24 protein-coding genes are annotated in these 26769 nt (G+C 73.0%); 12 read left to right on the top strand and 12 right to left on the bottom strand.

The genetic code is table 11. From position 1 onward, the window contains the following. Positions 1–52 precede the first annotated feature (52 nt). Positions 53–1489: a hypothetical protein gene (locus tag HNR61_RS42465; protein ID WP_182848814.1), complete on the top strand. Its 1437-nt coding sequence runs from the start codon at positions 53–55 to the stop codon at positions 1487–1489. Continuing rightward, positions 1486–2646 carry an ARPP-2 domain-containing protein gene (locus HNR61_RS42460; RefSeq protein ID WP_182848813.1) on the top strand — a complete coding sequence of 387 codons (1161 nt, stop codon included), beginning with the start codon at positions 1486–1488 and terminating at the stop codon, positions 2644–2646. The genes HNR61_RS42465 and HNR61_RS42460 overlap by 4 nt, the downstream gene beginning before the upstream one ends. Here HNR61_RS42460 and HNR61_RS42455 read toward each other — a convergent pair. The 4 genes from HNR61_RS42455 to HNR61_RS42440 all read right to left on the bottom strand — a co-directional run bounded on the left by HNR61_RS42455 (position 2643) and on the right by HNR61_RS42440 (position 6510). Then, complete coding sequence (locus HNR61_RS42455; protein WP_182848812.1) at positions 2643–3452, bottom strand: PIG-L family deacetylase; 810 nt, start codon at positions 3450–3452, stop codon at positions 2643–2645. The two genes, HNR61_RS42460 and HNR61_RS42455, sit on opposite strands and share 4 nt — an antisense overlap. A gap of 75 nt (positions 3453–3527) precedes the next feature. Beyond that, on the bottom strand, positions 3528–4040 hold the full coding sequence (locus HNR61_RS42450) for a hypothetical protein (protein WP_182848811.1): 513 nt from the start codon (positions 4038–4040) through the stop codon (positions 3528–3530). Between the two features lie 39 nt (positions 4041–4079). Continuing rightward, positions 4080–4934: a class II glutamine amidotransferase gene (locus HNR61_RS42445; protein WP_182848810.1), complete on the bottom strand. Its 855-nt coding sequence runs from the start codon at positions 4932–4934 to the stop codon at positions 4080–4082. Positions 4935–5049: 115 nt separating this feature from the next. After that, positions 5050–6510, bottom strand: a complete 1461-nt coding sequence (locus HNR61_RS42440; RefSeq protein ID WP_312898363.1) for an amino acid permease — start codon at positions 6508–6510, stop codon at positions 5050–5052. A 253-nt stretch (positions 6511–6763) separates the two neighbouring features. On the opposite strand from HNR61_RS42440, the gene HNR61_RS42435 reads away from it, so the two are divergent. Beyond that, on the top strand, positions 6764–7267 hold the full coding sequence (locus HNR61_RS42435) for an HAD domain-containing protein (RefSeq protein ID WP_182848809.1): 504 nt from the start codon (positions 6764–6766) through the stop codon (positions 7265–7267). A 51-nt stretch (positions 7268–7318) separates the two neighbouring features. On the opposite strand, the gene HNR61_RS42430 is transcribed toward HNR61_RS42435, so the two are convergent. Next, positions 7319–7948 carry an HNH endonuclease family protein gene (locus tag HNR61_RS42430; RefSeq protein ID WP_312898362.1) on the bottom strand — a complete coding sequence of 210 codons (630 nt, stop codon included), beginning with the start codon at positions 7946–7948 and terminating at the stop codon, positions 7319–7321. A gap of 221 nt (positions 7949–8169) precedes the next feature. On the opposite strand from HNR61_RS42430, the gene HNR61_RS42425 reads away from it, so the two are divergent. Next, positions 8170–8931: an SDR family NAD(P)-dependent oxidoreductase gene (locus tag HNR61_RS42425; protein ID WP_182848807.1), complete on the top strand. Its 762-nt coding sequence runs from the start codon at positions 8170–8172 to the stop codon at positions 8929–8931. A 9-nt stretch (positions 8932–8940) separates the two neighbouring features. Here the strand turns inward: HNR61_RS42425 and HNR61_RS42420 are convergent, their stop codons facing one another. Then, a complete protein-coding gene (locus HNR61_RS42420; protein ID WP_182848806.1) occupies positions 8941–9597 on the bottom strand; it encodes an NUDIX hydrolase in 657 nt (218 codons plus the stop codon). 104 nt (positions 9598–9701) lie between these two features. On the opposite strand from HNR61_RS42420, the gene HNR61_RS42415 reads away from it, so the two are divergent. Then, on the top strand, positions 9702–10280 hold the full coding sequence (locus tag HNR61_RS42415) for a TIGR03086 family metal-binding protein (RefSeq protein WP_182848805.1): 579 nt from the start codon (positions 9702–9704) through the stop codon (positions 10278–10280). A gap of 72 nt (positions 10281–10352) precedes the next feature. After that, entirely contained in the window at positions 10353–11747 is a 1395-nt protein-coding gene (gene gltX, locus HNR61_RS42410) for a glutamate--tRNA ligase (RefSeq protein ID WP_182848804.1), read from the top strand. Positions 11748–11764: 17 nt separating this feature from the next. On the opposite strand, the gene HNR61_RS42405 is transcribed toward gltX, so the two are convergent. The 3 genes from HNR61_RS42405 to HNR61_RS42395 form a co-directional block, all read right to left on the bottom strand. Then, positions 11765–12766: a sulfite exporter TauE/SafE family protein gene (locus tag HNR61_RS42405; protein ID WP_182848803.1), complete on the bottom strand. Its 1002-nt coding sequence runs from the start codon at positions 12764–12766 to the stop codon at positions 11765–11767. 115 nt (positions 12767–12881) lie between these two features. After that, positions 12882–13577, bottom strand: a complete 696-nt coding sequence (locus HNR61_RS42400; RefSeq protein ID WP_182848802.1) for a response regulator — start codon at positions 13575–13577, stop codon at positions 12882–12884. Positions 13578–13630: 53 nt separating this feature from the next. Continuing rightward, complete coding sequence (locus HNR61_RS42395) at positions 13631–17746, bottom strand: hybrid sensor histidine kinase/response regulator (RefSeq protein ID WP_246444928.1); 4116 nt, start codon at positions 17744–17746, stop codon at positions 13631–13633. 307 nt (positions 17747–18053) lie between these two features. Between HNR61_RS42395 and HNR61_RS42390 the strand changes: the two genes are divergently transcribed. The 3 genes from HNR61_RS42390 to HNR61_RS42380 are packed head-to-tail and all read left to right on the top strand — an operon-like array spanning position 18054 to position 21038. Beyond that, entirely contained in the window at positions 18054–20261 is a 2208-nt protein-coding gene (locus HNR61_RS42390) for a SpoIIE family protein phosphatase (protein ID WP_312898361.1), read from the top strand. A gap of 31 nt (positions 20262–20292) precedes the next feature. Beyond that, complete coding sequence (locus tag HNR61_RS42385; RefSeq protein ID WP_084000886.1) at positions 20293–20622, top strand: STAS domain-containing protein; 330 nt, start codon at positions 20293–20295, stop codon at positions 20620–20622. 47 nt (positions 20623–20669) lie between these two features. Then, positions 20670–21038 carry an ATP-binding protein gene (locus HNR61_RS42380; protein ID WP_245682061.1) on the top strand — a complete coding sequence of 123 codons (369 nt, stop codon included), beginning with the start codon at positions 20670–20672 and terminating at the stop codon, positions 21036–21038. Between the two features lie 77 nt (positions 21039–21115). Here HNR61_RS42380 and HNR61_RS42375 read toward each other — a convergent pair whose 3' ends face one another. Both HNR61_RS42375 and HNR61_RS42370 read right to left on the bottom strand, forming a co-directional pair. Then, positions 21116–22465, bottom strand: coding sequence for a class II 3-deoxy-7-phosphoheptulonate synthase (locus HNR61_RS42375; protein ID WP_182848800.1), 1350 nt, complete (start codon positions 22463–22465; stop codon positions 21116–21118). A 129-nt stretch (positions 22466–22594) separates the two neighbouring features. Further along, positions 22595–23605, bottom strand: coding sequence for a sigma-70 family RNA polymerase sigma factor (locus HNR61_RS42370; RefSeq protein WP_067832497.1), 1011 nt, complete (start codon positions 23603–23605; stop codon positions 22595–22597). 131 nt (positions 23606–23736) lie between these two features. Between HNR61_RS42370 and trxA the strand changes: the two genes are divergently transcribed. The 3 genes from trxA to HNR61_RS42355 all read left to right on the top strand — a co-directional run bounded on the left by trxA (position 23737) and on the right by HNR61_RS42355 (position 25520). After that, positions 23737–24090, top strand: coding sequence for a thioredoxin (gene trxA, locus HNR61_RS42365; RefSeq protein WP_182848799.1), 354 nt, complete (start codon positions 23737–23739; stop codon positions 24088–24090). A 198-nt stretch (positions 24091–24288) separates the two neighbouring features. Next, on the top strand, positions 24289–24663 hold the full coding sequence (locus HNR61_RS42360; RefSeq protein WP_182848798.1) for an Hsp20/alpha crystallin family protein: 375 nt from the start codon (positions 24289–24291) through the stop codon (positions 24661–24663). A 35-nt stretch (positions 24664–24698) separates the two neighbouring features. Next, positions 24699–25520, top strand: coding sequence for a putative RNA methyltransferase (locus HNR61_RS42355; protein ID WP_182848797.1), 822 nt, complete (start codon positions 24699–24701; stop codon positions 25518–25520). Here the strand turns inward: HNR61_RS42355 and HNR61_RS42350 are convergent. Then, positions 25461–26168, bottom strand: coding sequence for a nitroreductase family protein (locus tag HNR61_RS42350; protein WP_312898360.1), 708 nt, complete (start codon positions 26166–26168; stop codon positions 25461–25463). The genes HNR61_RS42355 and HNR61_RS42350 overlap by 60 nt on opposite strands. Positions 26169–26769 lie beyond the last annotated feature (601 nt).

Below are 26769 nucleotides of genomic sequence, written 5' to 3'. Positions count from 1 at the left end.
GCTCGCGCCCCCACTCCCCGGCCGGCGCCGCGCTTCCTCCCGAGGGGGACCGATGGACGAGACGCTCGCCGACCTGGTCGCGTGCGAGGACGCGCTGACGTTCGTCAACGCCGCCGTCACCGCCACCGGCCAGCGCGAGTTCCACGACGACGCCCGGCAGCAGGTGCTGTCGCTGGGGTTCCTGCACGACTACACGCGGGAGAACTACCGGCACCTGTACGCCGCCGCGCTCGCCCTCGGCGTCAACGACCACAACGCCGCGCTGATCATCCGGAACCTGCTGGTCCACGCCGCCGCCGCCGTCGACGCCGGCCGCCGCCGCGCCGAGGGCCGCCTGATCGCCCGCCGGCTGGAGCTGCTGCCCGCCCAGCGCGTCTACAAGCTGTTCGGCGAGCTGCGGCGGCTCGGCGCCAACAACCGCCGCACCCGCGCGATCATGCGGGACTGGCTGGCGGCGCGCCCCGACCCGGCGTTCGACGCCGTCAAGTACCGGGGCCGCCTCAAGGTCGCCGCGCGCCACGCCCACCTGCGGCTGCGCGGCGAGACCGGCGACTTCCTGTTCGCCCCCACCGCCCGCAAGCGCTTCGAGACCCCGATGTTCGAGAGCTGGCGGCGCGCCCACCACGAGCAGGCCGCGATCTACGACCTGCCCTACACCGTCGCCGAGGGCTTCGCCGCCAGGCACGGCGTCCCCCGCGCGGTGTTCCTGGAACGCGTCGAACACCGCATGACCCGCCTGGAACGCCTGCGCCTCCAGGAGAACGCCCACGCCCGGAAGGTCGAGGCGATCCGCGAGCAGGCCGACCTGCCCGGCATGGGCCTCACCCGCCTGGCCACCTACGCGCTGTCGCTGAGGCTCGACGACCGCGCCGCCCGCCGCGCCGAGCTCACGCGCGCCCTGCGCACCGCCGCGCTGCGCGCCGCCGGGGAGCAGGCGGGCCGCTGGGGCACGGTCGCGGCCGTGCTGGACGACAGCTACTCGGCGACCGGCTCGGCGCAGAAGCGCCGCCGCCCCCTCGCCGTCGCCCTGGCCTGCCACCACCTGCTGGAGGCGCTGGCCGCGCCCGGCCGCTACACCGCGCACTGGACCTCCGGACGCGGCGACGCGCTGCTGCTGTACCCCTCCGGCCCGACCCCGCTCGGCACCCGGATCCTGGACGCCCTCGACACCGGCCCCGACCGCCTGGTGATCGTGTCGGACGGCTGGGACAACGCCCCGCCCGGCCTGGCCGCCGAGGTGCTGCGCGTCTGGCGCACCCGGCTGGACCCCGGCCGCCGCGTCACGGTCACGCACCTGAACCCGGTGTACGACGCCGAGGGGTTCGACGTGCGGCGGCTCGCGCCGACCGTGCCCACCGCCGGGATCCGCGACGCCGAGGACCTGCCGGTCCTGGTGGAGCTGGCCCGCTTCGCCGAGGGCCGCGCCGGCCTGGCCGAGCTGACCGCCTACCTCGACGACCGCGTCGCCCGCTTCCTGGAGCAGCCGTGAACCCGCTCGACCTCGACCTGTCGGGGCTGACCACCCGCCCGGCGCAGGTGTGGGGCTCGGTCCGCCTGGTGCCCCTGGTCCGCGACGAGCCGGTGCCGCGCCTGCGCCTGCACCGCCGCGCCACCGGCGACGCCCCGAGCGTGGTGGACGTGGGCGACGGCACCGCCTACGTGTCGTTCGTCCCGCACGCCTTCGTCGCGACCTGGGAGGGCGACCAGCTCCCGGCCGCCTCCTACGGCACCCGCCTGCTGGAGCGCGACACCCCCGGGGCCCCGCCGCGGATGCCGATCCGGACGGTGCGCCGCATGGCCCGCCGGATCGACAAGAACCGGCTGCGCTTCCTGCCGCTGCACCTGGCCGTCGAGGGCTATCTGGCGCTGCACTTCAACGGCCCGGACGTCCTGTGGGAGGAGTGGTCGCGGCGGGCCGTGCGCAACGGCCTGTCGCCGCGCGCCGAGGAGGCCTACCGCGGCGCGTGGGTGTCGGGCCTGGAGGACGCCCTGCGGATCTTCGAGATCCATCCCGGCCAGTGCGGAGTGATGATCTACGTCGCGGACGCGCTCGCCGGGGCGTTCGCCGTGCCGCACCCCGACGACTACCGGCAGTTGCACCCCACCCTGGTGGAGGACCTCTACGGCGAGACCGTCTACCACCACGCCCTGCTGACCCTGCACAACGACCTGTCGGCCCCGCTCGACGCGACCGCCGTGCGCTCCCTGGCCGACCTGCGCGCCCAGGCCGGGGCCAGGTGGCGCGAATGGGCCGCGTTCCACGACGAGGTCATGGCGGGCGGCCTGTTCGACCCGGACGGCTCGCTGGAGGACGTGCAGTACCTGAAGGGCTTCACGCTGAAGCGGTTCCTGCCGTCGTTCACCCCGCGCCGGGAGAACCACATCGGCGAGGCGATCGTGGGGGAGGACGGCCGCGTCGCCTACCTGAAGTCGTTCCGCCTGTCGGAGACCCAGATCCGCCGCGGCTACCTGGTCACCCGGCTGGCCGCCAACGACTGGCGGCTGTCGGCCGCCGCCGCCGACCTGGGCACCGACGAGGCGTCGCTGGCGCTGCGCCTGGAACGCGCCGGGTTCGGCCACCTGCTGCGCCAGGACGTCCTGGACCACCACCGGGCGCGGGCCCGCAAGGGGACCGGCGCGGGCTAGCGCAGCCCGGTGAACAGGTCGTCCTCCATCTCGGGGACGTCGACCCGGCTGAACACGCGGGTGAACGCCTCCCTGCCGAACATCTCCTGCCGGGCCTCCTCGGGCAGCCGCAGCAGGAAGATGCTGTCGCCCTGGCTGGCGTGCGCCTCCAGCGCCTTGAACTTGCGTCCGGCGTGCTCGGACACGTCCAGCACCGCGTGGACCATCTCGTCGGGCACCCCGAAGTCGTCGGGCAGCTCGTCGAACCCCTCGATGCCCAGCTCCCGCATCCGCCGTCCCATCTCCCGGACGGCGGAGCGGGGGACGGCGGGGTGGTAGAGCTTGTCGGCGATCCCGGTCCGCTCCACCGCCGCGACCGCGACCCGGTGGGCCTGGATGTGGTCGGGGTGCCCGTAGCCGCCGTTCTCGTCGTAGGTCACCACGACCTGCGGCCGGTACTTCCCGATCAGCTCGGCGACCCGCGCCGCGCCCCGCTCGACGGGCAGGTTCGCGAACGCCTCGGGATGGCCGTTGGCGTCCCACCCGTCCATGCCCGAGTCCCGGTAGCCCAGCGGCTCGACGTGGTCGATGCCGAGGATCCGCGCCGACTCGGCCAGCTCGGCCAGCCGCCGGCGCGCCACGCCCGCGTCGTCGTGGCCGGGCTCGCCGGGCTTGCGCCCGCCCTCGTCGTCGCCCTGCTCGCCGTTGGTGCAGGTGACCAGGACGGTCCGGATCCCCTCGGCCGCGCACCGGGCCAGCAGGCCGCCGGTGCCCAGCACCTCGTCGTCGGGATGCGCGTGGACCGCCATCAGGGTGAGCTGCCGCATGTTCCGGACTCCTCGGACGCACTGCTCGGACCGGGCCACTGTACGGCCCGGGACCGACAGTCCCGCGGACGGGCCCTACCGGGCGGGTCCGTCGTGGACGTCGCGCAGCATGATCACGGAGAGGCCCTGGCGTTCGGAGGCCTCGGCCATCTCCTCGACGGTCGGGACCCGCTCCACGTTGATCCGGAGGCCGAGTTCGCGCTGGGCGCGGCGCACGCCCATCGCCTCGATGCGGCGCACGTAGACCTCCCCGACGGTCGCGGGGTCCTCGACGAGTTCGCCGCGCATCGGCCGGACCCGGCCCCGGTGCAGCACCTCCACCTCGTGGCCGCCCCGGAAGTTGAGCCGCCATCCGGCGGCGGTGAGGGAGGCGATCCCGTCCCCGGCGGGGTGCGCGGTGACCGGGACGGCGTACCGGCGGCCGGTCCGGCGGCCGGTGAACCGCAGCACCATGCGGCGTCCGGGCAGCGGCCCGCGCAGCGGTCCGGGCAGCGGCAGGCCGAGCAGGAGCCTCATGGCCGGGTTGAGGGCGCGCAGCAGCGGCGCGGGCGGCGGGGACAGCTCCACGGGCGGGCGGCGATCGGGCATGCCCCCACCCTCACGCGACCGCCCGGCGCCGTCCAGGGCTCAGACCTGGGAGGTGGCCTCCTCCAGCGACAGGTCGTCGACGGTGAGGGGGTGGGCGGGCGGGTCGAACGGGAACAGCGACGTCGCCGTCAGGCCGTCGACCACCAGCAGCTCGCCGGGGGCCAGCAGCCGCCAGTCGGGGTCGTCGTCCATCCGTTCGCTGGCCACGACGTAGGCGGGGGTGGCGGCGTCGTCGGCCGCCACGTCCAGGCTCCCGGGCTCGTGCTCGGACTCCAGGTGCCGCACGTGCCCGACCCCGCCCAGCTCGGGGGAGAGGGCCCACAGCTCGTTGGGCTCGGGGTAGCGCAGCGCCCACAGCCGCCGGGGCTCGGCCAGCAGCAGGTTGAGGGAGTAGACGGGCAGCTCGGCGGCGATGCGCCGGACGGCCGAGACCAGCCCGGCGGTGGTGTCGCCCTGCCGCCGGATCTCGGCGGTGATGTAGGCGAACACCCGTTCGGAGTCGGTCTGCCCCTCCACCAGCGCCCGGTCCACGTCGGTCAGCCACGAGTCGAGGACGTCGAGTCCCTGCACCACGCCGTTGTGGGCGAACAGCCGGTCGTTCATGTCGAACGGATGGGAGTTGTGGACGCTGACCGCGCCGGTGGAGGCGTAGCGCACGTGCGACACGAACGTGTGCGACACCACGTGCCTGGCCATCGCGGAGAAGTCGGTGTTCTCGTACGCCGCGACCGGCGCCCGGTCCCGGACCGGTTCGTCGCCCAGCGAGAACCAGCCGAGGCCGGTGCCGTCGGGCATCCTGCGGCTCTGCGTCCGGAGGCTCTGCGGCGCGTCCAGCAGCCAGAACGTCGCCCGCACGCGGGGCCCTCCGGTGGTCATCCCGAACAGTCGGCACATGCCCACCACAATGGCCGAGGCCCCGGCCCCGCGTCAGCGGTTCCGGGACCCGGGCCTCAGGTGGGGACCGATCCTTTACACGGGGGCCGGCCCCGTCGCGGGAGCGGTCGCGGGGTCAGTCGCGCGCCCGCTCGACGCGCAGCGCCTGCTTCTCGCGGACCTGGCCGCGCACGCAGAACCAGCCGACCACCAGCGCCAGGACGATCACCGGGATGGCCAGCACGGTCATGTGGCCCGCGCCGTCGTAGTCGAACCACATGAGCACGATCACGGCCGCCAGGAAGACCAGCGTGACGATCTCCGAGACCGGCGACCAGGGCAGCCGGAACGCGGGCCGCCGCAGCTCACCGGTCTTGGTCCGGCGCACGAACAGCAGGTGGGACAGCATGATCATGGCCCAGCTGCCCAGGATGCCGATCGAGGCGAAGTTCAGGACGATCTCGAACGCCTTCTTCGGCACCCAGGCGTTCAGCCCGACGCCCAGCACGCAGACCGCGCCGGTCATGAGGATGCCGCCGTAGGGGACGTGCGAGCGGCTCATCGCGGTGGTGAACCTCGGCGCGGACCCGGCCGCGCCGAGGGAGCGCAGGATGCGTCCGGTGGAGTACAGGCCCGAGTTCAGCGACGACAGCGCGGCGGTCAGCACGATCAGGTTCATGATGTCGCCCGCGGCGGGCACGCCCAGCTTCGACATCACGGTGACGAACGGGCTGACGCCCTCCTTGTACTCGCTCCACGGCAGCAGCATGGCCAGCAGCACGACCGAGCCGATGTAGAAGACCAGGATGCGCCAGACGATCGAGTTGACCGCCTTGGGCATGACCTTCTCGGGGTTCTCGGTCTCACCGGCGGCGACGCCGACCAGTTCGGTGGAGGCGTAGGCGAACACGACGCCCTGGACGAGCACCAGCATCGGCAGCCAGCCGTGCGGGAAGACGCCGCCGTGGTCGAACATCAGCATCGGGCCGGAGTCGTGGCCGCCGACCTTCTCGCCGGTGACCAGCAGGAAGATGCCGATGCACATGAAGACGACCAGCGCGCCGACCTTGACGATGGAGAACCAGAACTCCAGCTCGCCGAAGATCTTCACCGAGATCAGGTTGACGGTCAGCACCACCGCGAGCGCGATCAGCGCCAGCACCCACTGCGGGATGGTGGTGAACATCTTCCAGTAGTGGATGTAGAGCGCGATCGCGGTGATGTCGACGATGCCGGTGGTCGACCAGTTGAGGAAGTGCATCCAGCCGGCGACGAACGCGCCCTTCTCGCCCATGAACTCGCGGGAGTAGGAGACGAACGAGCCGGAGGAGGGCCGGTGCAGCACCAGCTCGCCCAGCGCGCGCACCACCATGAAAGCGAAGAAGCCGCAGACCGCGTAGGCGATGGCCAGCGAGGGGCCCGCGTTGGCCAGCCGGCCGCCGGCGCCCAGGAACAGGCCGGTGCCGATGGCGCCGCCGATGGCGATCATGTTGACGTGCCGGGTCTTGAGGGTCTTGCTGTAGCCCTCGTCACCGGCGTCCACGACTCGCGCCGCCTCGGGGGGCGACGTTGCCGCCCGGAGCTGGTGCTCGCTCACGCCTGGTTACCGCCTTTCAACGGGGTGTCGGTGGGGGATGACCCGGGGCAGTTTCGGCCATGAGTCCCAAACGTGTCAAAACGTCGCCCAAAAATAACCCCGTAGGCACCCAAAAGTGACCGGTGACTGCTGGGACCGCCGGGCCGGGCGGGGCCGGTGGGGCGACCGCGACGGCATGCCCGTGACCAAGGCGCCGTAACGTCGCGGGCAACAAAGATCCACGACCCGGGCCCGGATGCCGTACGGTCCCGGTATGGGATCCCCGTTGGTGCTGCTGGACGTCGACGGCGTCCTCAACCCCTTCACCAAGCCGCGTCGCGGCGGCTACCGCCGCCACCGCTGCTCGCCGAACGGGGTGACCTACAAGCTGTGGCTGAGCGGCCGGCACGGCCCGTGGCTGCTGGAGTTGGTCCGGGCGGCGGGCGCGGAGCTGGCCTGGGCCAGCTACTGGTGCGACCAGGCCAACGAGTGGATCGCGCCCCGGGTCGGGCTGCCGGAGCTGCCGTTCGTGCCGATCCCGCGCTTCCCGGGCGTCGAGGAGGGGCGCACGCTGGGCGCGTGGAAGGCCCGCCACGTCGCCGGATGGACGGCGGGGCGGCCGTTCGTGTGGTTCGAGGACGAGCCCGACGCCACCGACTGCATCGCGGGCGAGCCGGACGTGGGCGAGCACCTGCTGGTCGCGATCGACCCCCATGTGGGGCTGACCGAGGACGACATCGGGCGGGCCGCCGCCTGGCTGCACGACCTGGGGCGCTGACCGGGCGTCCACCGGGACGCCGGTCGCGCGGCCGGGCGGCGGCGCGCCGGGTCAGCAGGCGCGGAGCATGCGGGACAGCGCGTTGCGCTCGGCGACGTCCACGGTCAGCTTGTAGCGGTGCTTCACGTCGATCCAGGACCGCGCGTACATGCAGCGGAACGAGGCCAGCGGGGGCGTCCACTCGGCCGGGTCCTTGTCGCCCTTGGCCTGGTTGACGTTGTCGGTGACCGCCCACAGCTGCGAGCTGGAGCGGTCGTTGGCGAACGCCCGCCGCTGCGCGGTGGTCCACCGGCCGGCGCCCGAGCGCCACGCCTCGGCCAGCGGGACCATGTGGTCGATGTCGACGTCGGAGGCGCGGCGCCAGGTGGCCCCGTCGTAGGGGCTCTTCCAGGCGCCCGCCACGGGGGAGCACCGGGAGTCGGTCCGCACGTTCCGGCCGTCGCGCCTGAGCACGGCCTCGCGGGTGTTGCAGGCCCCCGACACGGTCGTCCAGTGCGGGAACTTGGCCCGGCTGTAGCCGGTGCCCGGCCCCTCGGACGCGACCCTCAGCGCCGCCAGGTGGCGGGCGGCCTCGGCCTTGCCGGGCGGCGGGGGCGGCGCGGCCAGGGCCGGGGCGGGGCCCAGGGCGGGAACGAGCGCGGCCGTCGCGAGGGTGGCGACGATGATCCCCGTTCGCTTCACGGGTTCTCCTCTCCGTCTCATGATCATGAGGCGGCAAGTCTGGATTGCCCGCATTAAGAGGAAATGTCGATTAGATGATCAATGGGATCACAAATCGATCACACGGCGAACGGGATCCCGCCCCCTCCGTCAGGAGTCACTTACATTCCGGCCGGATCACCGGGCAGGATGGGATCCCCGGGAGAGGGTCGAAAAATCGGCCTGACCGAAAAGGAGTTTCGATGGGTTCCCTTACGGGTCGTCTCGCCCTGGTCACCGGCGGCGGTCGCGGCATCGGCCGCGCGGTCGCCCTCGCGCTGGCCGCCGACGGCGCCGAGGTCGCCATCGCCTACCGCCGGGACGAGGAGGCGGCGCGCAAGACCCTGGCCGACATCGGGAGCGCCGGATCGCGCGGCTTCGCCTACCGGGCGCCGGTCGACGACCTGGACGCCTGCCGCGACCTGGCCGCCCGGATCGAGGCCGACCACGGCCGCCTGGACATCCTGGTGCACAGCGCCGGGATCGCCAGCCGGGGCCACGCGGTCGCCGACACCGACCCCGCCGAGCTGGTCCGCGTGCTGGCCGTGCACGCGCTCGGCCCGCACCACCTCACCCAGGCCCTGCTGCCGCTGCTGCGCCGCGCCGACCGCGGCGACGTGGTCTTCGTCTCCAGCGCCATCACCGGGATCTGGCCGCCGTTCAGCGCCCCCTACGCCATGGGCAAGGCCGCCATGGAGGCCCTGGCGCACACCCTGGCCAAGGAGGAGCGGGGGCACGGCATGCACGTCAACATCGTCGCCCCCGGCCTGGTCGACACCGACATGGGCCGGCGCCTGGTGCGCGCGACGACGGGGGTCGAGGACATCCGCCGGCAGGACGCGGCCTCGCCCTACGGGCACGTCTGCTCGCCCGAGGAGGTCGCCGACGTCGTCCGCTTCCTGGTCTCCGACGCCGCCTCCTACGTCACCGACCAGCGGATCGTCGTGGACGGCGGGACGTTCTAGGCGGGCGCGTCAGGTCCGGGTCCAGTCCGGCTGCACGAAGTCGGAGACCCGGACCCGCCGCCCCAGCAGCACCACCTCGCGGAACTGCCACAGCATCGCCCCGGTCGGCGGGTGGACCAGACGTCCCTCGCCCAGCCGCATCTGGAGCAGCCTCCCGCCGTCCGGCTGCGGCAGCCAGTGCGGCGTGTCGTCGGCCGCGACGCGCCGCAGCGGCACCGGGTGCACCGAGTGGACCTCGTCCGGGCTGGGCCGCAGCGGTCCCGGATCGGCCGGGGCCACCACCACCGGCGTGATCGCGAACCCGGAGGCCGCCGGAAAGTCGTCCAGCCGTCCCAGCACCTCGCCGGGCGCGGCGCGCAGCCCCAGCTCCTCGTGCAGCTCGCGCAGCGCCGCCTGCTCCGGCGTCTCCCCCGGATCGACCCGGCCGCCGGGAAAGCCCCACTGGCCCGCGTTCCGGCCCCGGTAGGCCCGCTTGATCAGCAGGACGCACGGCACGCCGCCGTGCTCCACCACGCACACCACCACCCCCGCGCGCCGCATGCCGGGGGAGTCGGGGACGGTGGTGTGGGAGAACGCCTCCAGCCGTTCGGCGGCCGTGGCGCGGAACGCCGCCACGCCGTCGAGGAGGGAGCCGCCGGTGGGGAGGCCGTCGCGGGGATCTGCCATGCGCCCGATCCTCCCAGGCGCGTGGCGCGTTTCTTCAATACGCCCGCTCCCGCCGGTGGCTACCGTCCCCGTGATCGAACGTATGTGCGAGAAATGAGGCGTTGATGGAACTGCGCGATCTGATGGAGACCGCCGCGGAGGCCGCCGCGAAGATCGTCCACGGGGTTCCGGAGGACCGGCTGACCGCGCCGACCCCCAACCCCGGGTGGGACGTGCGGGCCACGGTCAACCACCTGTTCTTCTGGACGCGGTGCGCCGAGTTCGCCGCCCGCAAGCAGGCCCCCGACGACCTGCCCGAGGAGCACGACTTCACCGCCGAGCCCGGCTGGGCCGACCGGTTCGCCGAGCAGGCCCGGCACACCGCCCGCGCCTGGCGGGACCCGGCGGCGTGGGAGGGGGACACCAGCCTCACCGGCGCCGCGCCCGGGATGCCCGCCTCCGTCATCGGCGCGATGATCTTCAGTGAGTTCCCGCTGCACGGCTGGGACCTGGCCGTCTCCACCGGGCAGCCCGCCCAGCTGCCCGCGGAGGTCGTCCGCGCCGCCCACCGGGAGACCTCCGCGATCGCCGAGATGGCCCGCCGGTACGGGGCGTTCGGCCCCGAGGTCCCGGTGGCCGACGGCGCGCCGTTGCTGGACCGGCTGCTCGGCGTGGCGGGCCGCGACCCCCACTGGACCCCCTGACCCGGCGGGGAACGGCGTGGCGCGCGGATATCCGGGCGCGACCTGGGGTCCGCGCGCTCTACGCTTAGGGGCATGTCTTCCACGTCTTCGATCCGAGTACGTTTCGCGCCCTCCCCGACCGGCATGTTCCACGTCGGCGGGGCCCGTTCGGCCCTGTTCAACTGGGTGATGGCCAAGCAGTCGGGCGGGACGCTGGTGCTGCGGATCGAGGACACCGACGCCTCCCGCAACAGCCCCGAGTGGACCGAGGGCATCATCCGCGCGCTGGCCTGGCTCGGCATGGACGGCGGCGAGTACGAGGGCCCCTACTTCCAGTCCGCCAACGCCGACCGGCACGCCGAGGCGGCCCGGACCCTGCGCGAGCAGGGCCGCGCCTACTACTGCGACTGCACCCGCGAGCGGGTCATCGAGCGCACCGGCGACTCCAACAAGGGCTACGACGGCTTCTGCCGCGACCGCGGCCTGGAGGCGGGCCCGGGCCGCGCGCTGCGGTTCCGCACCCCCGACGAGGGCGAGACCGTCGTGGTGGACCTGCTGCGCGGCAAGCCGACCTTCGAGAACGCGGTGCTGGAGGACTTCGTCATCGCCCGCGCCGACGGCTCGGTGACGTTCCTGCTGGCCAACGCCGTGGACGACATGAGCCAGGGCATCACCCACGTGGTGCGCGGCGAGGAGCACCTGTCCAACGCGCCCAAGCAGCAGCTTCTGTGGGAGGCCCTCGGCGGCACCCCGCCGGTGTGGGCGCACGTCCCGGTGATCGTCAACGAGCAGCGGAAGAAGCTGTCCAAGCGCCGCGACAAGGTCGCCCTGGAGGACTACCGCGCCGAGGGCTACCTGGCCGAGGCCATGCGCAACTACCTGATGCTGCTGGGCTGGGCCCCCTCGGGCGACCGGGAGATCGTCCCCTGGGAGGTGATCGTCGAGGAGTTCCGGATCGAGGACGTCAACTCCTCCCCGGCGTTCTTCGACGTCAAGAAGCTCAAGGCGATCAACGGCGACTACATCCGGATGCTGCCGGTGGAGAAGTTCGTCGCCGAGTGCCTGCCGTTCCTGGAGGACGCGCCGTTCGAGGTCGACATGGAGGTCTTCAACCAGCTCGCGCCGCTGGCCCAGACCCGCGTGGCGCTGCTGTCGGAGATCGTCCCGATGGTCGACTTCGCGTTCCTGGACGAGCCGGTCTCCGACGAGCAGTCCTGGACCAAGGCGATGAAGGAGCCCGCCGCCGAGATCCTCGCCGCCGTGGAGGAGTCCTACCGGGACGCCCGCTGGACGGCCGAGGAGCTCAAGAACCGCCTGGAGCAGGTCGGCACGGCCCACGGCCTCAAGCTCGGCAAGACCCAGGCCCCGGTCCGGGTGGCGACCACCGGCCGCACCGTCGGCCTGCCGCTGTTCGAGTCGCTGGAGATCCTGGGCCGGGACCGCACCCTGGCCCGCATCGCCGCCGCCCGCGCCCGGCTCACCGCCTGACCCTCACCGCCCGAACCTCACCGGAAGGTGATCGTCCCGGGGTAGTGGCCGGAGGCGCACACGAAGCGCATCCGGCCCGGCCCCGGGGCGCCCAGGTCGATCCGGGTCTCCCCGGACGCCGGCAGCGCCACGTCCAGGCCGCGGCCGGGGATCGTGAACGCCCGGGTGTGCCCGCGCGTCCCGGCGGTCCGCACCACCAGCACGGTGCGGACCCCGGCCCGCGCCGTGACCAGCGCCGGCCGGTAGCCCCGGTCCAGCGCCCACACCGTCACCTCCTGGACCCCGGCGGCGTCGGTCCGCACGGAGTCGGTCCGCACGGCCCGGTCCGTCCCGGCGGCGCCCGCGGACGGCGCCCATCCCGCCAGCCGCAGCCCCGACGTCGCCGTCCACGCCGCCACGGCCAGCAGCGCCACCCCCGCCAGCGCCGTCAGGCGGCCCCGCAGCAGCGCCAGCGCCCGCCCGAGCGTCACCCCCAGCAGCCCGAACAGCGGGACCGTGCCCAGCACGAACCCCGCCATCACCGCCGCCCCGCCCACCGGTGACCGGGACGCGACCGCCAGCATCTCCGCCGACAGCGTCAGCCCGCACGGCACCAGCACGGTCGCCGCGCCAAGGACGGCGGGCCGCCGCATCCCTCCGGGACGCGGCGCGCAGTGCCCGGTGTCGGCGGCGGACCGGTCACGGCGCAGCAGCCGCCGCGCCCACCGCGCCCCCATCAGGTCGAGCGCGAACAGCACCAGCAGCGACGCCGCCAGCACCAGCAGCAGCCCCCGCACCCGCGGCCCCGGCTGCAACGCCGCGCCCACCAGCCCCAGCAGCGCGCCGAGCGCGGTGTGGACGACCAGCTTCGCCGCCAGGAACGCCGCCACCGGCACGACCGCGTCCCGCGGCCGCGCCCCGCCGGGTGGTGCTCCGCGCACCGCGCCCGTCAACAGCCCCAGCTGCACGGCGGCGCACGTCGTCCCCCCGGCCAGCAGCCCGGCCCCGGCCCCCGACAGCAACAGCGCGGCGGCGTCCATGGCCCCACCTCCGCAGCGGGACCGTCCCCGCAGCCCGCGCGGGCCAAGCCACCCGTTCGGTAACCCGTTGATTACCCTGCGGTGCCGCCCAACGGTCGGCGGCGGTCATGGACGCTCAGGCGTCCGGCCCCCCGTCGCCGCTCAGCGCCTCACCCTCCGGGGAGCCGCCGTCCGGGGAATCCCCGTCCAGGGCCTCGCGCAGCGCCGCGACCCGCTCGTCGAGCCGCTCCGCCTCGGCGCGCAGCTCGGCGGGCACCCGCTTGCCGAGCGCCGCGGCCTGCTCCTCCACGGCCGCCAGCCGCTCCGCCACCGCCGGGTCCGGACCGGCGGCCGGCTCCGGCGGGCGCTCCCGCAGCAGCGCCGCCTGCTCCCGCAGCAGCGCGGCCTGCTCGCGCAGCAGCGCCGTCTGGTCCCGCAACTGCCGGTTCTTGTTGTGCAGCTCGACGAACACCGACACCTTGGCGCGCAGCACCCACGGGTCGAACGGCTTGGAGATGAAGTCCACCGCCCCGGCGGCGTACCCCCGGAAGGCGTAGTCGGGGTCGCTGTTGACCGCCGTCAGGAAGATGATCGGCAGGTCGCGGGTCTTCTTGCGGCGCTTGATGTCGCGGGCGGTCTCGAACCCGTCCATCCCCGGCATGACGACGTCCAGCAGGATCACCGCGTACTCGTCGGTGAGCAGCGCCTTCAGCGCCTCCTCGCCCGAACGGGCCCGGACCAGGTCCTGGTCGAGGGAGGACAGGATCGCCTCCAGCGCGATGAGGTTCTCCTCGCGATCGTCCACGAGCAGGATCTTCGCCTTGTCGTCCACGCCTGCCTCTCTCCGCTTGCGTCCGGTCCCTCGGGCCTCGTCCCCGGCCGGCGTCACCGCACGGCCGAGGGCCGCAACCAGGTCCGCATGACGTCCAGCAGGTGGTCCACGTCCACCGGCTTGGGCACGTAGTCCGACGCGCCGGACGCCAGGCTCTTCTCCCGGTCGCCCTTCATGACCTTGGCGGTGATCACGATGATCGGCAAGTCGGCGAACTGGGGCATCTCCCGGATCGCCGCGGTGGTGGCGTACCCGTCCAGCCCCGGCATCATCACGTCCATCAGCACCAGGGACACGTCCGGGTTGCGGTGCAGCACGTCGATGCCGGCCTGCCCGTCCTCGGCGTACAGCACCTCCACGCCGTATCCCTCCAGCACGCTGGTCAGCGCGAACACGTTCCGCACGTCGTCGTCGACGATCAGCACCTTGCGGCCCGACAGCACGGTGTCCAGGAAGTCGGCGGGCGGCTCGGCGACCAGCCCGGCCAGCGCGGAGCCGTCCTCGGCGGCCCGGTCGTCCGCCGCGGCGACGGACCGTCCGCCGCCCCCGGTGACGGCGGGCACCGGGGGGGTCCCGTTCGAGGCCGGCGGGGCCGGGACGACGGGCTCGTCGGCCATCGGGCGGCGCCGCCCGTCCGACTCGGTGTACTGGGCGGGCAGGTACAGCGTGAACACGCTGCCCCGGCCCGGCTCGCTCTCGGCGTGGATCTCCCCGCCGAGCAGCCGCGCGATGTTCCGGCTGATCGACAGGCCCAGCCCGGTGCCGCCGTAGCGGCGGCTGGTGGTCCCGTCGGCCTGCTGGAACGCCTCGAAGATCACCTGGAGCTTGTCGGCGCTCACCCCGATCCCGGTGTCGATCACCCGGAACGCGACCACGTCGGGGGTGTTCCACAGCGCCGGGAGCGTGAAGTCGGTGTCCCCGGCCCGCTCCACCACGAGCTTCACCTGCCCCTCGGCGGTGAACTTCACCGCGTTGGACAGCAGGTTCCGCAGCACCTGCTGGAGCCGCTGCTCGTCGGTGTACATCACCGCGGGCACGTCCGAGGCGACCGCGGTGTCGAACGCCAGGCCCTTGTCCACCGCCAGCGGCCGGAACGTGGCGTCCACGTAGTCCACCAGCGCCGTCGGCGTCAGCCGCTGGGGGTGCAGCTCCATCTTGCCCGCCTCGACCTTGGCCAGGTCGAGGATGTCGTTGATCAGCTCCAGCAGGTCGGTGCCCGAGTCGTGGATGGTGCGGGCGAACTCCACCTGCTTGTCGGTGAGGTTCCCGCCGGGGTTCTCCGACAGCAGCTTGGCCAGCACCAGCAGGCTGTTGAGCGGCGTGCGCAGCTCGTGCGACATGTTCGCCAGGAACTCGCTCTTGTACCGCGAGGAGATCGCCAGCTGCTCGGCGCGCTCCTCCAGGGTGCGGCGGGCCTGCTCGATCTGGAAGTTCTGGATCTCGATGGCGCGGTTCTGCTGGGCCAGCAGCGCCGCCTTCTCCTCCAGCTCGGTGTTGGAGTGGCGCAGCTCGCCCTGCTGGCGCTGCAGCTCGTCGGAGCGCTCCTGGAGCTCCTGCGCCAGCCGCTGGGACTCGGCCAGCAGCGCCTCGGTGCGGGTGTTGGCGCTGATCGCGTTGAGGGTGACCCCGATCGTCTCGATCAGCTGGCTGAAGAACGCCAGGTGCACGTCGGTGAACCGGCTGAACGACGCCAGCTCGATCGCGCCCAGCACGGTGTCCTCGAACGTGATCGGCAACACGATGATGTTGACCGGGGACGCCTCGCCCAGCCCGCTGCGGATCTTGAGGTAGTCGGCGGGGGCGTCGGAGATCAGGATGGTGCGGCGCTCGGCGGCGGCCTGCCCGACCAGACCCTCGCCCGGCCCGAACCGCACGCCGCCGATCCGGCCGCGGCCGGCCCCGGACCCGGCGATCAGCTTCAGCTCGGCGTTCTCGCCCACCCCCTCGGCCAGGTAGAACGCCCCGAACTGGGCCCCGGCGGTACGGGTCAGCTCCCCGATGATCAGCTCGGCGACCTGCATGAGGTCGCGGTGGCCCTGCATCAGGCCGCCGATCCGCGCCAGGTTGGTCTTCAGCCAGTCCTGCTCCTCGTTGGCGCGGGTCGTCTCGCGGAGCGTGGCCACCATCAGGTTGACGTTGTCCTTCAGCGCGGCGACCTCGCCGCGCGCCGCCACGGTGATCGTGCGGGTCAGGTCGCCGGTGGCCACGGCGCTGGCGACCTCGCCGATCGCGCGGACCTGGGTGGTGAGGTTGGAGGCCAGCTCGTTGACGCTCTCGGTGAGCCGCTTCCAGGTGCCCGACACGCCCTCGACCTCGGCCTGCCCGCCGAGGCGGCCCTCCGAGCCCACCTCGCGGGCCACGCGGGTGACCTCCGAGGCGAACGACGACAGCGTGTCCACCATCGTGTTCAGCGTCGTCTTCAGCTCCAGGATCTCGCCCTGGGCGTCCACGTCGATGCGGCGGGTCAGGTCGCCGTGCGCGACGGCCGTGGCGACCTGGGCGATGTTGCGGACCTGGTAGGTCAGGTTGGACGCCATGCCGTTGACGTTGTCGGTGAGGTCCTTCCACATGCCGCCGGCGCCCGGCACGATCGCCTGCCCGCCGAGCCGGCCCTCGGTGCCCACCTCGCGGGCCACGCGGCTGACCTCGTCGGCGAAGGCGGAGAGGGTGTCGACCATCGTGTTGATGGTGTCCTTGAGTTCGAGGATCTCGCCCTGGGCGTCGACGGTGATCTTCTTGGTGAGGTCGCCCTTGGCCACGGCCGTGGTGACCTGCGCGATGCCGCGGACCTGCGTGGTCAGGTTGTTGGCCATCGAGTTCACGTTGTCGGTGAGGTCCTTCCAGACCCCGCTGACCCCGTGCACCTTCGCCTGGCCGCCCAGCCGCCCCTCCGCGCCGACCTCGCGGGCCACGCGGGTCACCTCGTCGGCGAAGGCGGAGAGGGTGTCGACCATCGTGTTGATGGTGTCCTTGAGTTCGAGGATCTCGCCCTGGGCGTCGACGGTGATCTTCTTGGTGAGGTCGCCCTTGGCCACGGCCGTGGTGACCTGGGCGATGTTGCGGACCTGGTAGGTCAGGTTGGACGCCATGCCGTTGACGTTGTTGGTCAGGTCCTTCCAGACCCCCGACACGCCCGGCACCCGCGCCTGGCCGCCCAGCCGGCCCTCGGTGCCGACCTCGCGGGCCACGCGGGTCACCTCGTCGGCGAACGCCGACAGCGTGTCCACCATCTGGTTCACCGTCAGCTTCAGCTGCAGGATCTCGCCCTGCGCGTCCACGGTGATCTTCTTGCCGAGGTCGCCCTCCGCGACCGCCGTGGTGACCTGGGCGATGTTGCGGACCTGGTAGGTCAGGTTGTTGGCCATCGCGTTGACGTTGTCGGTCAGGTCCTTCCAGACCCCCGACACGCCCCGCACGTTGGCCTGGCCGCCCAGCTGCCCCTCGGTGCCGACCTCGCGGGCCACGCGGGTCACCTCGTCGGCGAACCCCGACAGCTGGTCCACCATCGTGTTGACGGTGGTCTTCAGCTCCTGGAGCTCACCGCTCGCCTCCACCGTCACCTTGCGGGTCAGGTCCCCGCGCGCGACCGCCGTGGTCACCTCGGCGATGTCGCGGACCTGCGAGGTCAGCCGCCCGGCCATCGTGTTGACCGCTGCGGTCACGTCCCGCCATCGCCCGCGGGTGCCGCGCAGCGGCGCCTGCCCGCCGAGCCGGCCCTCGGTGCCGACCTCCCGCGCGAACTGGGTGACCTCCCAGGTGAACTCGTCCAGCATCTCGACCATGGAGTTCACCGACTTGCCCATGCGCAGCAGCTCGCCGCGCATCGGCCGCCCGTGCGCCCGCAGCTCGACCCGCTGGGTCAGGTCGCCGGCGCTGACCGCCTCCACGACCCGGTGCATCCCGGTGGCCAGGTCGGTGAGCTTGTCCAGGATGCCGTTGGCGTCCTCGGCCGCCACCGCCCACGAGCCCTTCATCGTCCGCGGCGACAGCCGGCCCATGATCTGGCCCTCCCGGCCGATCTCGCGCCGTACCCGCGCCAGGTCGCCCGACAGGTGGGCGCCGTTGTCGCGGATCTCCGCCACCAGCGCCATGGCCTCGTGCAGCGCGCCGTCCTCCTCGGGGAGGTCCGGCTCGAACGCGAAACGCCCGTCGCGGACCGCGGTCAACATCTTGATCAGTGGCCGCAGGTCCGCGTCGCTGTAACGCGGAGTGTCCGCGGACGCGCCGGGGCGCGGACGGGACGGGTGTCGGGGCATGCTCTTCATCCTCCAGGCCCGGGACACGGGGTAGGCGGAAGCGACGGACACCTCCTTCGGGCCGCACCAGTACTCTACGTCGCCGAACGGTGGGCCACCCGCCGCGCGACGACCCGGACGGGGCCGAACCGGGCTCGTAGCCTTCGTGTTACGGTCTGTCGTGTTCGTGGCGGGCGTGGCGCGCAGTCTGTCACGATAGCCAGGACGGGTGGTTAACGCAGTGATCGAGGGACGACTGTTGGAGCAGACGGCGTCGGCCACCTTCCCCTCCGCCTCGGCGTCGGTGGCGGAGGCGCGCCGGTTCGTCCGGCGCGTGCTGGCCGACTGGGACCTGGAGGACGCCGTCGACGACGCCGTGCTGGCCACCAGCGAGCTGGCCACCAACGCCGTCGCCTACGCCGGCACGTCCTTCGAGGTCTCCTGCCGCCTGCTGGACGGCGAGATCCAGGTCGAGGTCCGCGACCTGCATCCCACCCGCACCCTCCCCATGCCCGGCGTGAGCGCCTCCAGCGGACGCGGCCTGCCCTCCATCGCCCGGCTGGCCGCCTCCTGGGGCGTCACCTACGACCGCGACGCCAAGGGCGTGTGGTTCCGGCTGCCGCGCCCCGGCGCCCACGTCAACGGCGCCTCCCCGCGCGTCCCGGCCGACCGGCCCGCCCCGTCCCCGCGCGGGACCGCCCCGGCGACCGGACCCGCGGCGGGATCTGCGGACCCGGCGGCGCGGTCCGCCGTCATCGCCCCCGCCGCCGACCGGATCCTGCGCTCGCCCGCCGCCCAGGAGTCCCTGGAGACCGCCGTCGCCACCGTCCGCGACGTCCTGGACGCCGACTCCGCCGCCGTGCTGCTGACCGAACGTGACGGACGCCTCGTCCTCGGCGCCGCCGCCGGGCTGCCCGCCGGGCTGTCCCTCGGCGAGCTGTCGGTGGTCAACCTCGGCCCCGACGCCCGCGCCGGGGAGCCCTGGGTCTCCACCGACGCCTCCGACCCGATCGCCGCCGCGCTGCGCGCCCGTTCCCTGGCCGCCGCCCCGCTGGAGGCCCAGGGCCGCCTGACCGGCCTGGTCGTCGCCGTCGCCGCCGAACCCGGCCGGTTCGACGACTCCGCCGGGACCCGCCTGGGCCGGCTGGCCGACGAGATGTCGCTGTCGCTGGAGAAGGCCCGCATCGGGGAGCTGGAGCGGTCCTGGCGCGGCTGGCTCAGCTTCGTCGCCGAGGCCAGCGACCTGCTGGCCGGCACCCTGGACCAGGAACGCACCATGGCCTTGGTCGCCCAGCTGATGGTGCCGCGCCTGGCGACCTGGTGCGCCGTCTACACCGCCTCCGACGAGACGCCCCGTCTCGCCTATGTCTGGCACGCCGACGAGACCCGCGCCGACGGGCTGCGCGAGCTGCTCACCCGCGCCGAGGCCCCGCCGCCCACCGACGCACCCGGCCCCTGGGGCGGCTTCGGCGGCGCGCCCGCCGAGGCCCGCGCCGCCGCCGGGGAGACCGTCACCGACCAGGCCTACGCGTTCCCGCTGGTCGCCCGGGGCCGCCGCATCGGCGCGATCGTGATCGGCCGCCCCGGCGGGGACCGCTTCCCCCGCAACGCCATCGAGCTGGCCGAGGAGCTGTCGCGCCGCGCCGCCCTGGCCGTCGACAACGCCCGCCTGTACTCCGAGCAGACCGCCATGAGCAGCGCGCTGCAACGCAGCCTGCTGCCACCCGGCATCCCCGAGATCCCCGGCATGGAGACCGCCGTGGTCTACGAGCCCGCGGGGGAGGGCAGCGAGGTCGGCGGCGACTTCTACGACGTGTTCGAGGTCGGCGAGGGCGCGGCGCCCGCCGCGCCCACCGCCGACCGGCGGGGCCGCTGGCGCTTCGCGATCGGCGACGTGTGCGGCACCGGCCCGCAGGCCGCCGCCGTCACCGGCCTGGCCCGGCACGCCCTGCGCATCCTGGCCGCCGAGGACCTCCCCGTCCCCGACGTGCTGGCCCGCCTCAACCGCCTCATCCTCGGCGAGGGCGAACGCGGCCGCCTGCTGACCCTGCTGCACGGGGAGATCACGCCGCGGCCGCTGCGCGACGGCGTCACCATCGGACTGACCAGCGCCGGGCACCCCCCGCCGCTGGTGCTCGACCCCGACGGCACCGTGCGGGAGGTCGCCTCCCCGCAGCCGCTGCTGGGGGTCTTCGACGGCGTCGAGTTCCACACCGACACCGTCGAGCTGCGCCGCGGGCAGGTCCTGCTGTGCGTCACCGACGGCGTCACCGAGCGGCGCGACGGCGCCCGGCTGCTCGGCGACGGCCACGGCCTGGAGCGGATCCTGGCGGGCTGCACCGGCCTGAGCGCCGGCGCGGTCGCCGCCCGCATCCAGCGCGCCGTGCGCGACTTCGGGCCCGAACCCTCGAACGACGACGTTGCCCTCATCGTTCTGAGGGCGTCATGATGAAGCACAACAATCGGTAAGGTGGGGTGGCGTGGGGCTGGCCTTGCACACGACACGACAGGACGGGCGCGCGACGATCGCCGCCCGCGGGTCCATCGACCTGCACTCCTCCGACGAGCTGCGCACGCGGCTCACCGAGCTGGTCGACGCGGGGGAGCGGGAGGTGGTCGTCGACCTGACCGCGGTCGACTTCTGCGACTCCTCCGGACTCAACGTCCTGGTACGGGCCTACAAGCACGCCAGGGCGCAGAACGCCACGCTGACCGTCACCGGCGCCTACGGCCGGGTCGAGAACGTTCTGCGCACCACCGGTCTGGACCGGTTCCTGATCAAGGGACCGGCCGGAGAGGGGGTCGGGTGACGACCCGCGGCCGACATGACGGCGGCCGAGGCTGAATGGCGGAGCCGATGACCGAGACGACTCTGCGCGCGGCGCCCCAGACCGAGGCCGTGGAGTATGCCCGCCGGCTGGCCGCCCGCACCATGCGCACCTGGGCGCTGATGGAACGCGAGGAGCTGGTCACCGCCATCGTGGCCGAGCTGGTCGCCAACGCCGTCCGGCACGCCGGGACCGCCCTGGAACTGCGGCTGCTGCGCAGCCCCGGCCGGGTCCGCGTCGAGGTCCGCGACCGCGCCGCGCAGATGCCCCGCATGACCGTTCCCGGACCGCTGGACGAGTCGCACCGCGGCCTGTTCATCGTCGACCGGTTCGCCACCTCCTGGGGGGCCGACCCCGTCAGCGGCGGCAAGGTGGTCTGGGCCGAGGTCACGATCTGACGCCCCGGGAGCCCGGACGGGCAAGGCCCCGCGCCGTGGGCGCGGGGCCTTCGCCGTTCTCCGGGGGCGTCGCGTGATCAGGCGGACTTGCGGTACAGCTCCGCCACCATGAACGCCAGGTCCAGCGACTGGCCGCGGTTCAGCCGCGGGTCGCACGCCGTCTCGTACCGCTGGTGCAGGTCGCCCTCGACGATCTCGTGGCCGCCGCCGACGCACTCGGTCACGTCGTCGCCGGTGAACTCGATGTGGATGCCGCCCGGGTGGGTGCCCAGGGACCGGTGCACCTCGAAGAACCCGGCGACCTCGTCCAGCACGTCGTCGAACCGGCGCGTCTTGTGCCCGCTGGGCGCCTCGAACGTGTTGCCGTGCATCGGGTCGCAGATCCACGCCACCGGCGACCCCTCCTGGGTCACCTTCTCGATCAGCGGCGGCAGCGCGTCGCGGATCTTCTTGGCGCCCATCCGGGTCACGAACGTCAGCCGCCCCGGGTCGCCCTCGGGGTTCAGCTTGTCCATCAGCGCCAGCGCGTCGTCGGCGGTGGTCGTCGGGCCCAGCTTCACGCCGATCGGGTTGCGGATGCGGCTGAGGAAGTCCACGTGCGCCCCGTCGATCTGCCGGGTCCGCTCGCCGATCCACAGGAAGTGCGCCGACACGTCGTAGGGCTGCCCGCTCAGGTGGTCGATGCGGGTCAGCGCCCGCTCGTACTCCAGCAGCAGCGCCTCGTGGCTGGAGTAGAACTCCACCCCGTGGAACTCGTCGGGGTTCGCGCCGCACGCCTTCATGAACGACAGCGCCCGGTCGATCTCCCCGGCCAGCTGCTCGTACCGCTGCCCCGCCGGGCTCGTCTTGACGAAGTCCTGGTTCCAGGCGTGGACCTGCCGCAGGTCGGCGTAACCACCCTTGGTGAACGCCCGGCACAGGTTCAGCGTGACCGCCGAGCAGTGGTAGGCCTGGAGCAGCCGGTGCGGGTCGTTGCGGCGCGACCCGGCGGTGAAGTCGAACCCGTTGACCGCGTCGCCCCGGTAGGCGGGCAGCTCCACCCCGCCGCGCACCTCGGTCGGCTTGGACCGGGGCTTGGCGAACTGCCCCGCCATCCGCCCGATCTTGACCACGGGCACGCTGGCGGCGTAGGTGAGCACCACCGCCATCTGCAGCAGCGTCTTGAGCTTGTTCTTGACGGCGTCGGCGTTGGAGCCCTCGAACGTCTCGGCGCAGTCGCCGCCCTGGAGCACGAACGACTCGCCCCGGGCGACCTCACCGAGCCGCGCGCGGAGCTGGTCGCACTCGCCGGCGAAGACCAGCGGAGGCTGCTTGGCCAGCTCGGCGGCCACGGCCCGGATCTCGGCGGGATCGTCCCAGTCGGGCTGCTGGAGGGCGGGGAGAGCGCGCCAGGCGTCGAGATCCCCCGTGATGCTGGATGTACTCACGCTTCCCAAGGCTATGGCACAACGCTCCGAACGGCATTAGCAAGCCGACGTATTCGTTCCGGAACGAGCGGGCCCGGAAACGGACCGGGGCGGCCCCCAGGACCGCCCCGTTGATCGTCTTCCCGGGCGTCAGGCCGCGCGGCGGCCCGCCTCCCGCACGCCCGCGCCGACCGGCTCCGGCGCCTGGGCCGGCACCGGGCGCCGCCCGGCGAGGTCGGTCTCGTTGGCCATCTGCCGCAGCCGCCGCAGCGACCGGTCGGTGATCTGCCGGACCCGGTTGTGGCTGAGCCCGTACCGGGCGCCGATCTGCGCGTAGGACAGCGGCTGGCCGTTGTCCATGCCGAACCGGGCCCGCACGATCGCCGACTCGCGTTCGGGCAGCCGCTCCAGCAGCCGCCCCAGCCCCTCCAGGTCGTCCAGCGCCAGGACCTCCGCCTCCGGCGTCACCGCCTCGGGGTCCTCCAGCAGGTCGCCCATCGGGGTCTCGCCCGCCTCGTCGACGGTCGCGTCCAGGCTCGCCGGGTCGCGCCGCCAGCTCAGCAGCTCGTCCACGTGCTCGGGCGCCACGCCCACGGTCTCGGCCAGCTCCTCCCGGGTGGGCTCGCGGCCCAGCTCCCGGCCGAGCTGCCGCTCGGCGCGGCGCAGCCGCGACAGCTCCTCCTCCACGTGGACCGGGAGCCGGATCGTGCGGGCGGTGTGGCTCAGCCCGCGCCCGATCGCCTGCCTGATCCACCAGGTGGCGTAGGTCGAGAACTTGAAACCGCGGCGGTAGTCGAACTTCTCCACGGCCCGCATCAGGCCGAGGTTGCCTTCCTGGATGAGGTCGATCAGGGGCAGGGCGTCGGTGGGGTACTTGCGGGCGATCGACACCACGAGACGGAGGTTGGCCTCGACGAAGCGCTGCTTGGCGCGCAGCCCCGCCGCGACGAGCTCCTCCAGTTCCTCGCGAGTGGTCCCCGCGGGCAGCGTGCCCTCGTCGAGCAGCTGTTCGGCGTACAGGCCCCCCTCGATCGCCTTGGCCAGATCGACCTCCTCCTCCGCCTCCAGCAGGGGCGTGCGGCCGATCCGGTCGAGGTAGGCCCCGACGAGGTCCTTGTCGGGGGCGTCGATCCTGTCGCCCTTGGTACGGGTTGCAGCCATCTGGACCCTTCTCCGGTGCGATCTCCCTAAGAGGAGAACGCTAATTACCGCTCTGTGATTCCCGACTCGGGAATACTTGCGAGCTGCCTGCCCTTCTACGGATCTGATACCCCGAGCGAGGAGAAATCGACATGGCGACGGTCACACTGACCACCGACAAGTTCGACGAGGTGGCCCGGAGCGCCGACATCGTGCTGATCGACTTCTGGGCGGCCTGGTGCGGCCCGTGCCGCCGGTTCGCCCCGGTGTTCGAGGAGTCCTCCGACAAGCACGGGGACATCGTGTTCGCCAAGGTCGACACCGAGGCCGAGCCCGCCCTGTCGGAGCGGTTCGGGATCGCCTCGATCCCGACGCTGATGGCGATCCGCGAGGGCGTGATCGTCTACGCCGAGCCGGGCGCGCTGCCCGCGCCGATGCTGGAGAGCGTGATCGAGCAGGTGCGCGCCCTCGACATGGCCGACGTGCGCGCCCGCATGAACTCCTGACCTGCGGGGAAGCCTGTCGGAGGGGCCCGTTCCGGCGATGGGCGCTGACCGGTAGCGGACTACTTGTTTGGCCGATTGCTGCCTGCTTGTGGGTATATGTCGGCATCTTCGTCACCCTTCCGGCGGACGCTGGACGCCGGAAGGGAACCCGATGAGGACGCATCGCCGCCCCACGGCGACGGTCAAGGAGGAGAGGCCGTGATCACCGCCCCGTTCCCCGCGCCGCGCGCGGTCGTCCGGCGGATCGCCCGCTCGGCCCCGGTCGCCCTGCTCCGCCAGGCCGGACGGCCCATCCCCACCGAGAAGTACGTCCAGGACGGCCGCTGCGTCATCCGCGCCGACCTGCCCGGCGTCGACCCGGCCCGCGACGTCGACATCGCCGTCCACGACGGCTCCATCGAGATCAGGGCGGTCCGCCGCGACGGCGGCCACCACCCCGGCGACATCCACTACGGGCTGTTCCGCCGCGTCCTGACGCTGCCCCGCGACGCCGACCCCCGCACCCTCACCACCCGGTACCGCGACGGCGTCCTGGAGGTCGCCCTCGACCTCCCCGGAGCCGACCTCACCTGACGGGACCGGCCCCGCGCATGCCCGATGATGGACGGATGCTGTCCGACGTCGTCGACTACCTGCGCTGCCCCCTGTGCGGGGCCGACCTCGCCCTGGCCGACCGGGGCCTGCGCTGCCCCGCCGGCCACGCCTTCGACGTCGCCCGGCAGGGCTACGCCAACCTGCTGCCCGGCGACGCCCGCCCCGGCACGGCCGACACCCCCGAGATGGTGCGCGCCCGCACCGCGTTCCTCGGCGCCGGACACTTCGCGCCCCTCACCGGCCGCCTGGCCGAACAGGTCACGGGCGCCCGGATCCTCGACGCGGGCGGCGGCACCGGCCACTACCTGGCCGCCGTCCTCGACCGGACCCCCGACGCGACCGGCCTGGGCCTGGACCTCTCCAAGCACGCCGCCCGCCGGGCCGCCCGCGCCCACCCGCGCGCCGGAGCCGTCGTCGCCGACCTCTGGCGGCCGCTCCCCGTCCGCGACACGACCGCCGACGCCATCCTGAACGTCTTCGCACCCCGCAACGCCGCCGAGTTCCACCGCGCCCTGCGACCCGGCGGGCACCTGCACGTGGTCACCCCGTCGCCCCGCCACCTCGGCCCCCTGGTGCGCGAACTCGGCCTGCTGAAGATCGGCGAACACAAGGACGACCGCACCGACGCGACCCTCGCCGACCACTTCACCCTGACCGACCGGCAGCCCCTGGAGACCACCGCCCGCCTCACCCACGAGGAGATCGCGACGCTCGTCGGCATGGGCCCCAGCGCCCACCACATCCCCGCCGACGAACTCCACCGCCGGATCGGGAAGCTAACCGACCCGTTCGAGGTGCCGCTGTCGTTCACCCTGTCGATCTACCGCCGGAGCTGACGCCAACTCCACCAGCACCTGCGCGACCTCACCGGGGGAGCCCACCCCCCGGCCGAAGGCCTCATCGACGGCCTCATAGAGGAACGACACCGACACCGAACGCGTCACCCCGGCCAGCAACACCTGCTGGAGAGCCTGCCCCGCACGCAGCCACGCCCCAGGGGAATCCCCCGCCGTGGTCAGCACGGCCCGCAGAGCTCCTTCGCCAGGCAGAACACGCAACGCCGCACCTTCGAGCCGAGCCGCGACCCCCAACTCGCCGAGCACCGCCGCGGACGGCCGCCCGGTCACGACCGGCCCCCTCGCGACGAACGGCCGCAACGTCGCCGCGTACAGGAGCCGTTCGGCCCGGATCACCCGCCGCCTCCGCGCCAACCGCACCGAAGCGAGCAGCGTGGGTCTCTCCCCATCCGGAAGCAACCGGACCACGGCCTCCCGCCCGAGCTGAGCGGCCGCCAGCCGCAGATTCACCAACGCGGCCCCACAACCGAGATGCAGCCCCCGCCCCGACGGATCGTGCATGCCCTGAAACCGCGCGGGATCGGCGTGCACCTCGATCCCCCCGGGCACCACACGGAACCGCCAGGCATGCACATCGTGAACGGCCGGCCCCATGGTCGCCGCCACCACGAGTCGTTCGGTGCTCACGCGATATCCCTCCCACCCGGCCGGCCGCCGCACGAGGGGAAAGGAGGACTTCCCGGACCAGAGGCGGCAAGACGAGCGAACGGTACCGCACTGTGAGCCACCACACATAGCCTCTGAACTGCGGCGACATCAGCGGGGGAGGGGCTCCTCGATTTGCTGGTTCCGGCGGGTGCCCGTAGTGTTCTCACCACCCCGAGGGATGCGGGACGCCGCAAGGCGGACGGCCCCGGGGAACCAGACGGAAAACCGGTTCGGGCGACGCTCGGACTGAGGTACTCTGGTCTGGTCAGCCCGAGACGGGACGCAGGACGCCGCAAGGCGGCCGGCCCGGTGGGCACTCCTGGTAGGCCGAATCTGACCGATCTTTGGATCGTTCGCTGATCGACGTCCAGGACTCGGAGAAACTCCAGGCGGTCGAAACGATCTTTACAGGTCGATTTGACGCGGGAGCGGATCTGAGTAAGCTTGAAGGGTTGCCCCGGAGCGAGAGACGCGCGAGCGGATCAAGCGCGGTGGGTGTCCGTTTCTTGAGAACTCAACAGCGTGTTAAAAGCCAGTGCCTTTATCGATCAGGCAAGGTCCTGATCGCCCCGTCCGGCTC

Origin of the sequence: Actinomadura kijaniata (genome assembly GCF_014138665.1) — a bacterium.
GTDB lineage: Bacteria > Actinomycetota > Actinomycetes > Streptosporangiales > Streptosporangiaceae > Spirillospora > Spirillospora kijaniata.
Note: the sequence above shows the minus strand (reverse complement) of the source record. Positions and strands in the feature narration are given on the sequence as shown.

Coding starts and splice junctions, on each gene's coding strand:
- HNR61_RS42465 (WP_182848814.1), top strand. CDS start 53: ATGGACGAGACGCTCGCCGACCTGGTCGCGTGCGAGGACGCGCTGACG.
- HNR61_RS42455 (WP_182848812.1), bottom strand. CDS start 3,452: ATGCGGCAGCTCACCCTGATGGCGGTCCACGCGCATCCCGACGACGAG.
- HNR61_RS42450 (WP_182848811.1), bottom strand. CDS start 4,040: ATGCCCGATCGCCGCCCGCCCGTGGAGCTGTCCCCGCCGCCCGCGCCG.
- HNR61_RS42445 (WP_182848810.1), bottom strand. CDS start 4,934: ATGTGCCGACTGTTCGGGATGACCACCGGAGGGCCCCGCGTGCGGGCG.
- HNR61_RS42435 (WP_182848809.1), top strand. CDS start 6,764: ATGGGATCCCCGTTGGTGCTGCTGGACGTCGACGGCGTCCTCAACCCC.
- HNR61_RS42425 (WP_182848807.1), top strand. CDS start 8,170: ATGGGTTCCCTTACGGGTCGTCTCGCCCTGGTCACCGGCGGCGGTCGC.
- HNR61_RS42420 (WP_182848806.1), bottom strand. CDS start 9,597: ATGGCAGATCCCCGCGACGGCCTCCCCACCGGCGGCTCCCTCCTCGAC.
- HNR61_RS42415 (WP_182848805.1), top strand. CDS start 9,702: ATGGAACTGCGCGATCTGATGGAGACCGCCGCGGAGGCCGCCGCGAAG.
- gltX (WP_182848804.1), top strand. CDS start 10,353: ATGTCTTCCACGTCTTCGATCCGAGTACGTTTCGCGCCCTCCCCGACC.
- HNR61_RS42405 (WP_182848803.1), bottom strand. CDS start 12,766: ATGGACGCCGCCGCGCTGTTGCTGTCGGGGGCCGGGGCCGGGCTGCTG.
- HNR61_RS42395 (WP_246444928.1), bottom strand. CDS start 17,746: ATGTTGACCGCGGTCCGCGACGGGCGTTTCGCGTTCGAGCCGGACCTC.
- HNR61_RS42380 (WP_245682061.1), top strand. CDS start 20,670: ATGACCGAGACGACTCTGCGCGCGGCGCCCCAGACCGAGGCCGTGGAG.
- HNR61_RS42370 (WP_067832497.1), bottom strand. CDS start 23,605: ATGGCTGCAACCCGTACCAAGGGCGACAGGATCGACGCCCCCGACAAG.
- trxA (WP_182848799.1), top strand. CDS start 23,737: ATGGCGACGGTCACACTGACCACCGACAAGTTCGACGAGGTGGCCCGG.
- HNR61_RS42355 (WP_182848797.1), top strand. CDS start 24,699: ATGCTGTCCGACGTCGTCGACTACCTGCGCTGCCCCCTGTGCGGGGCC.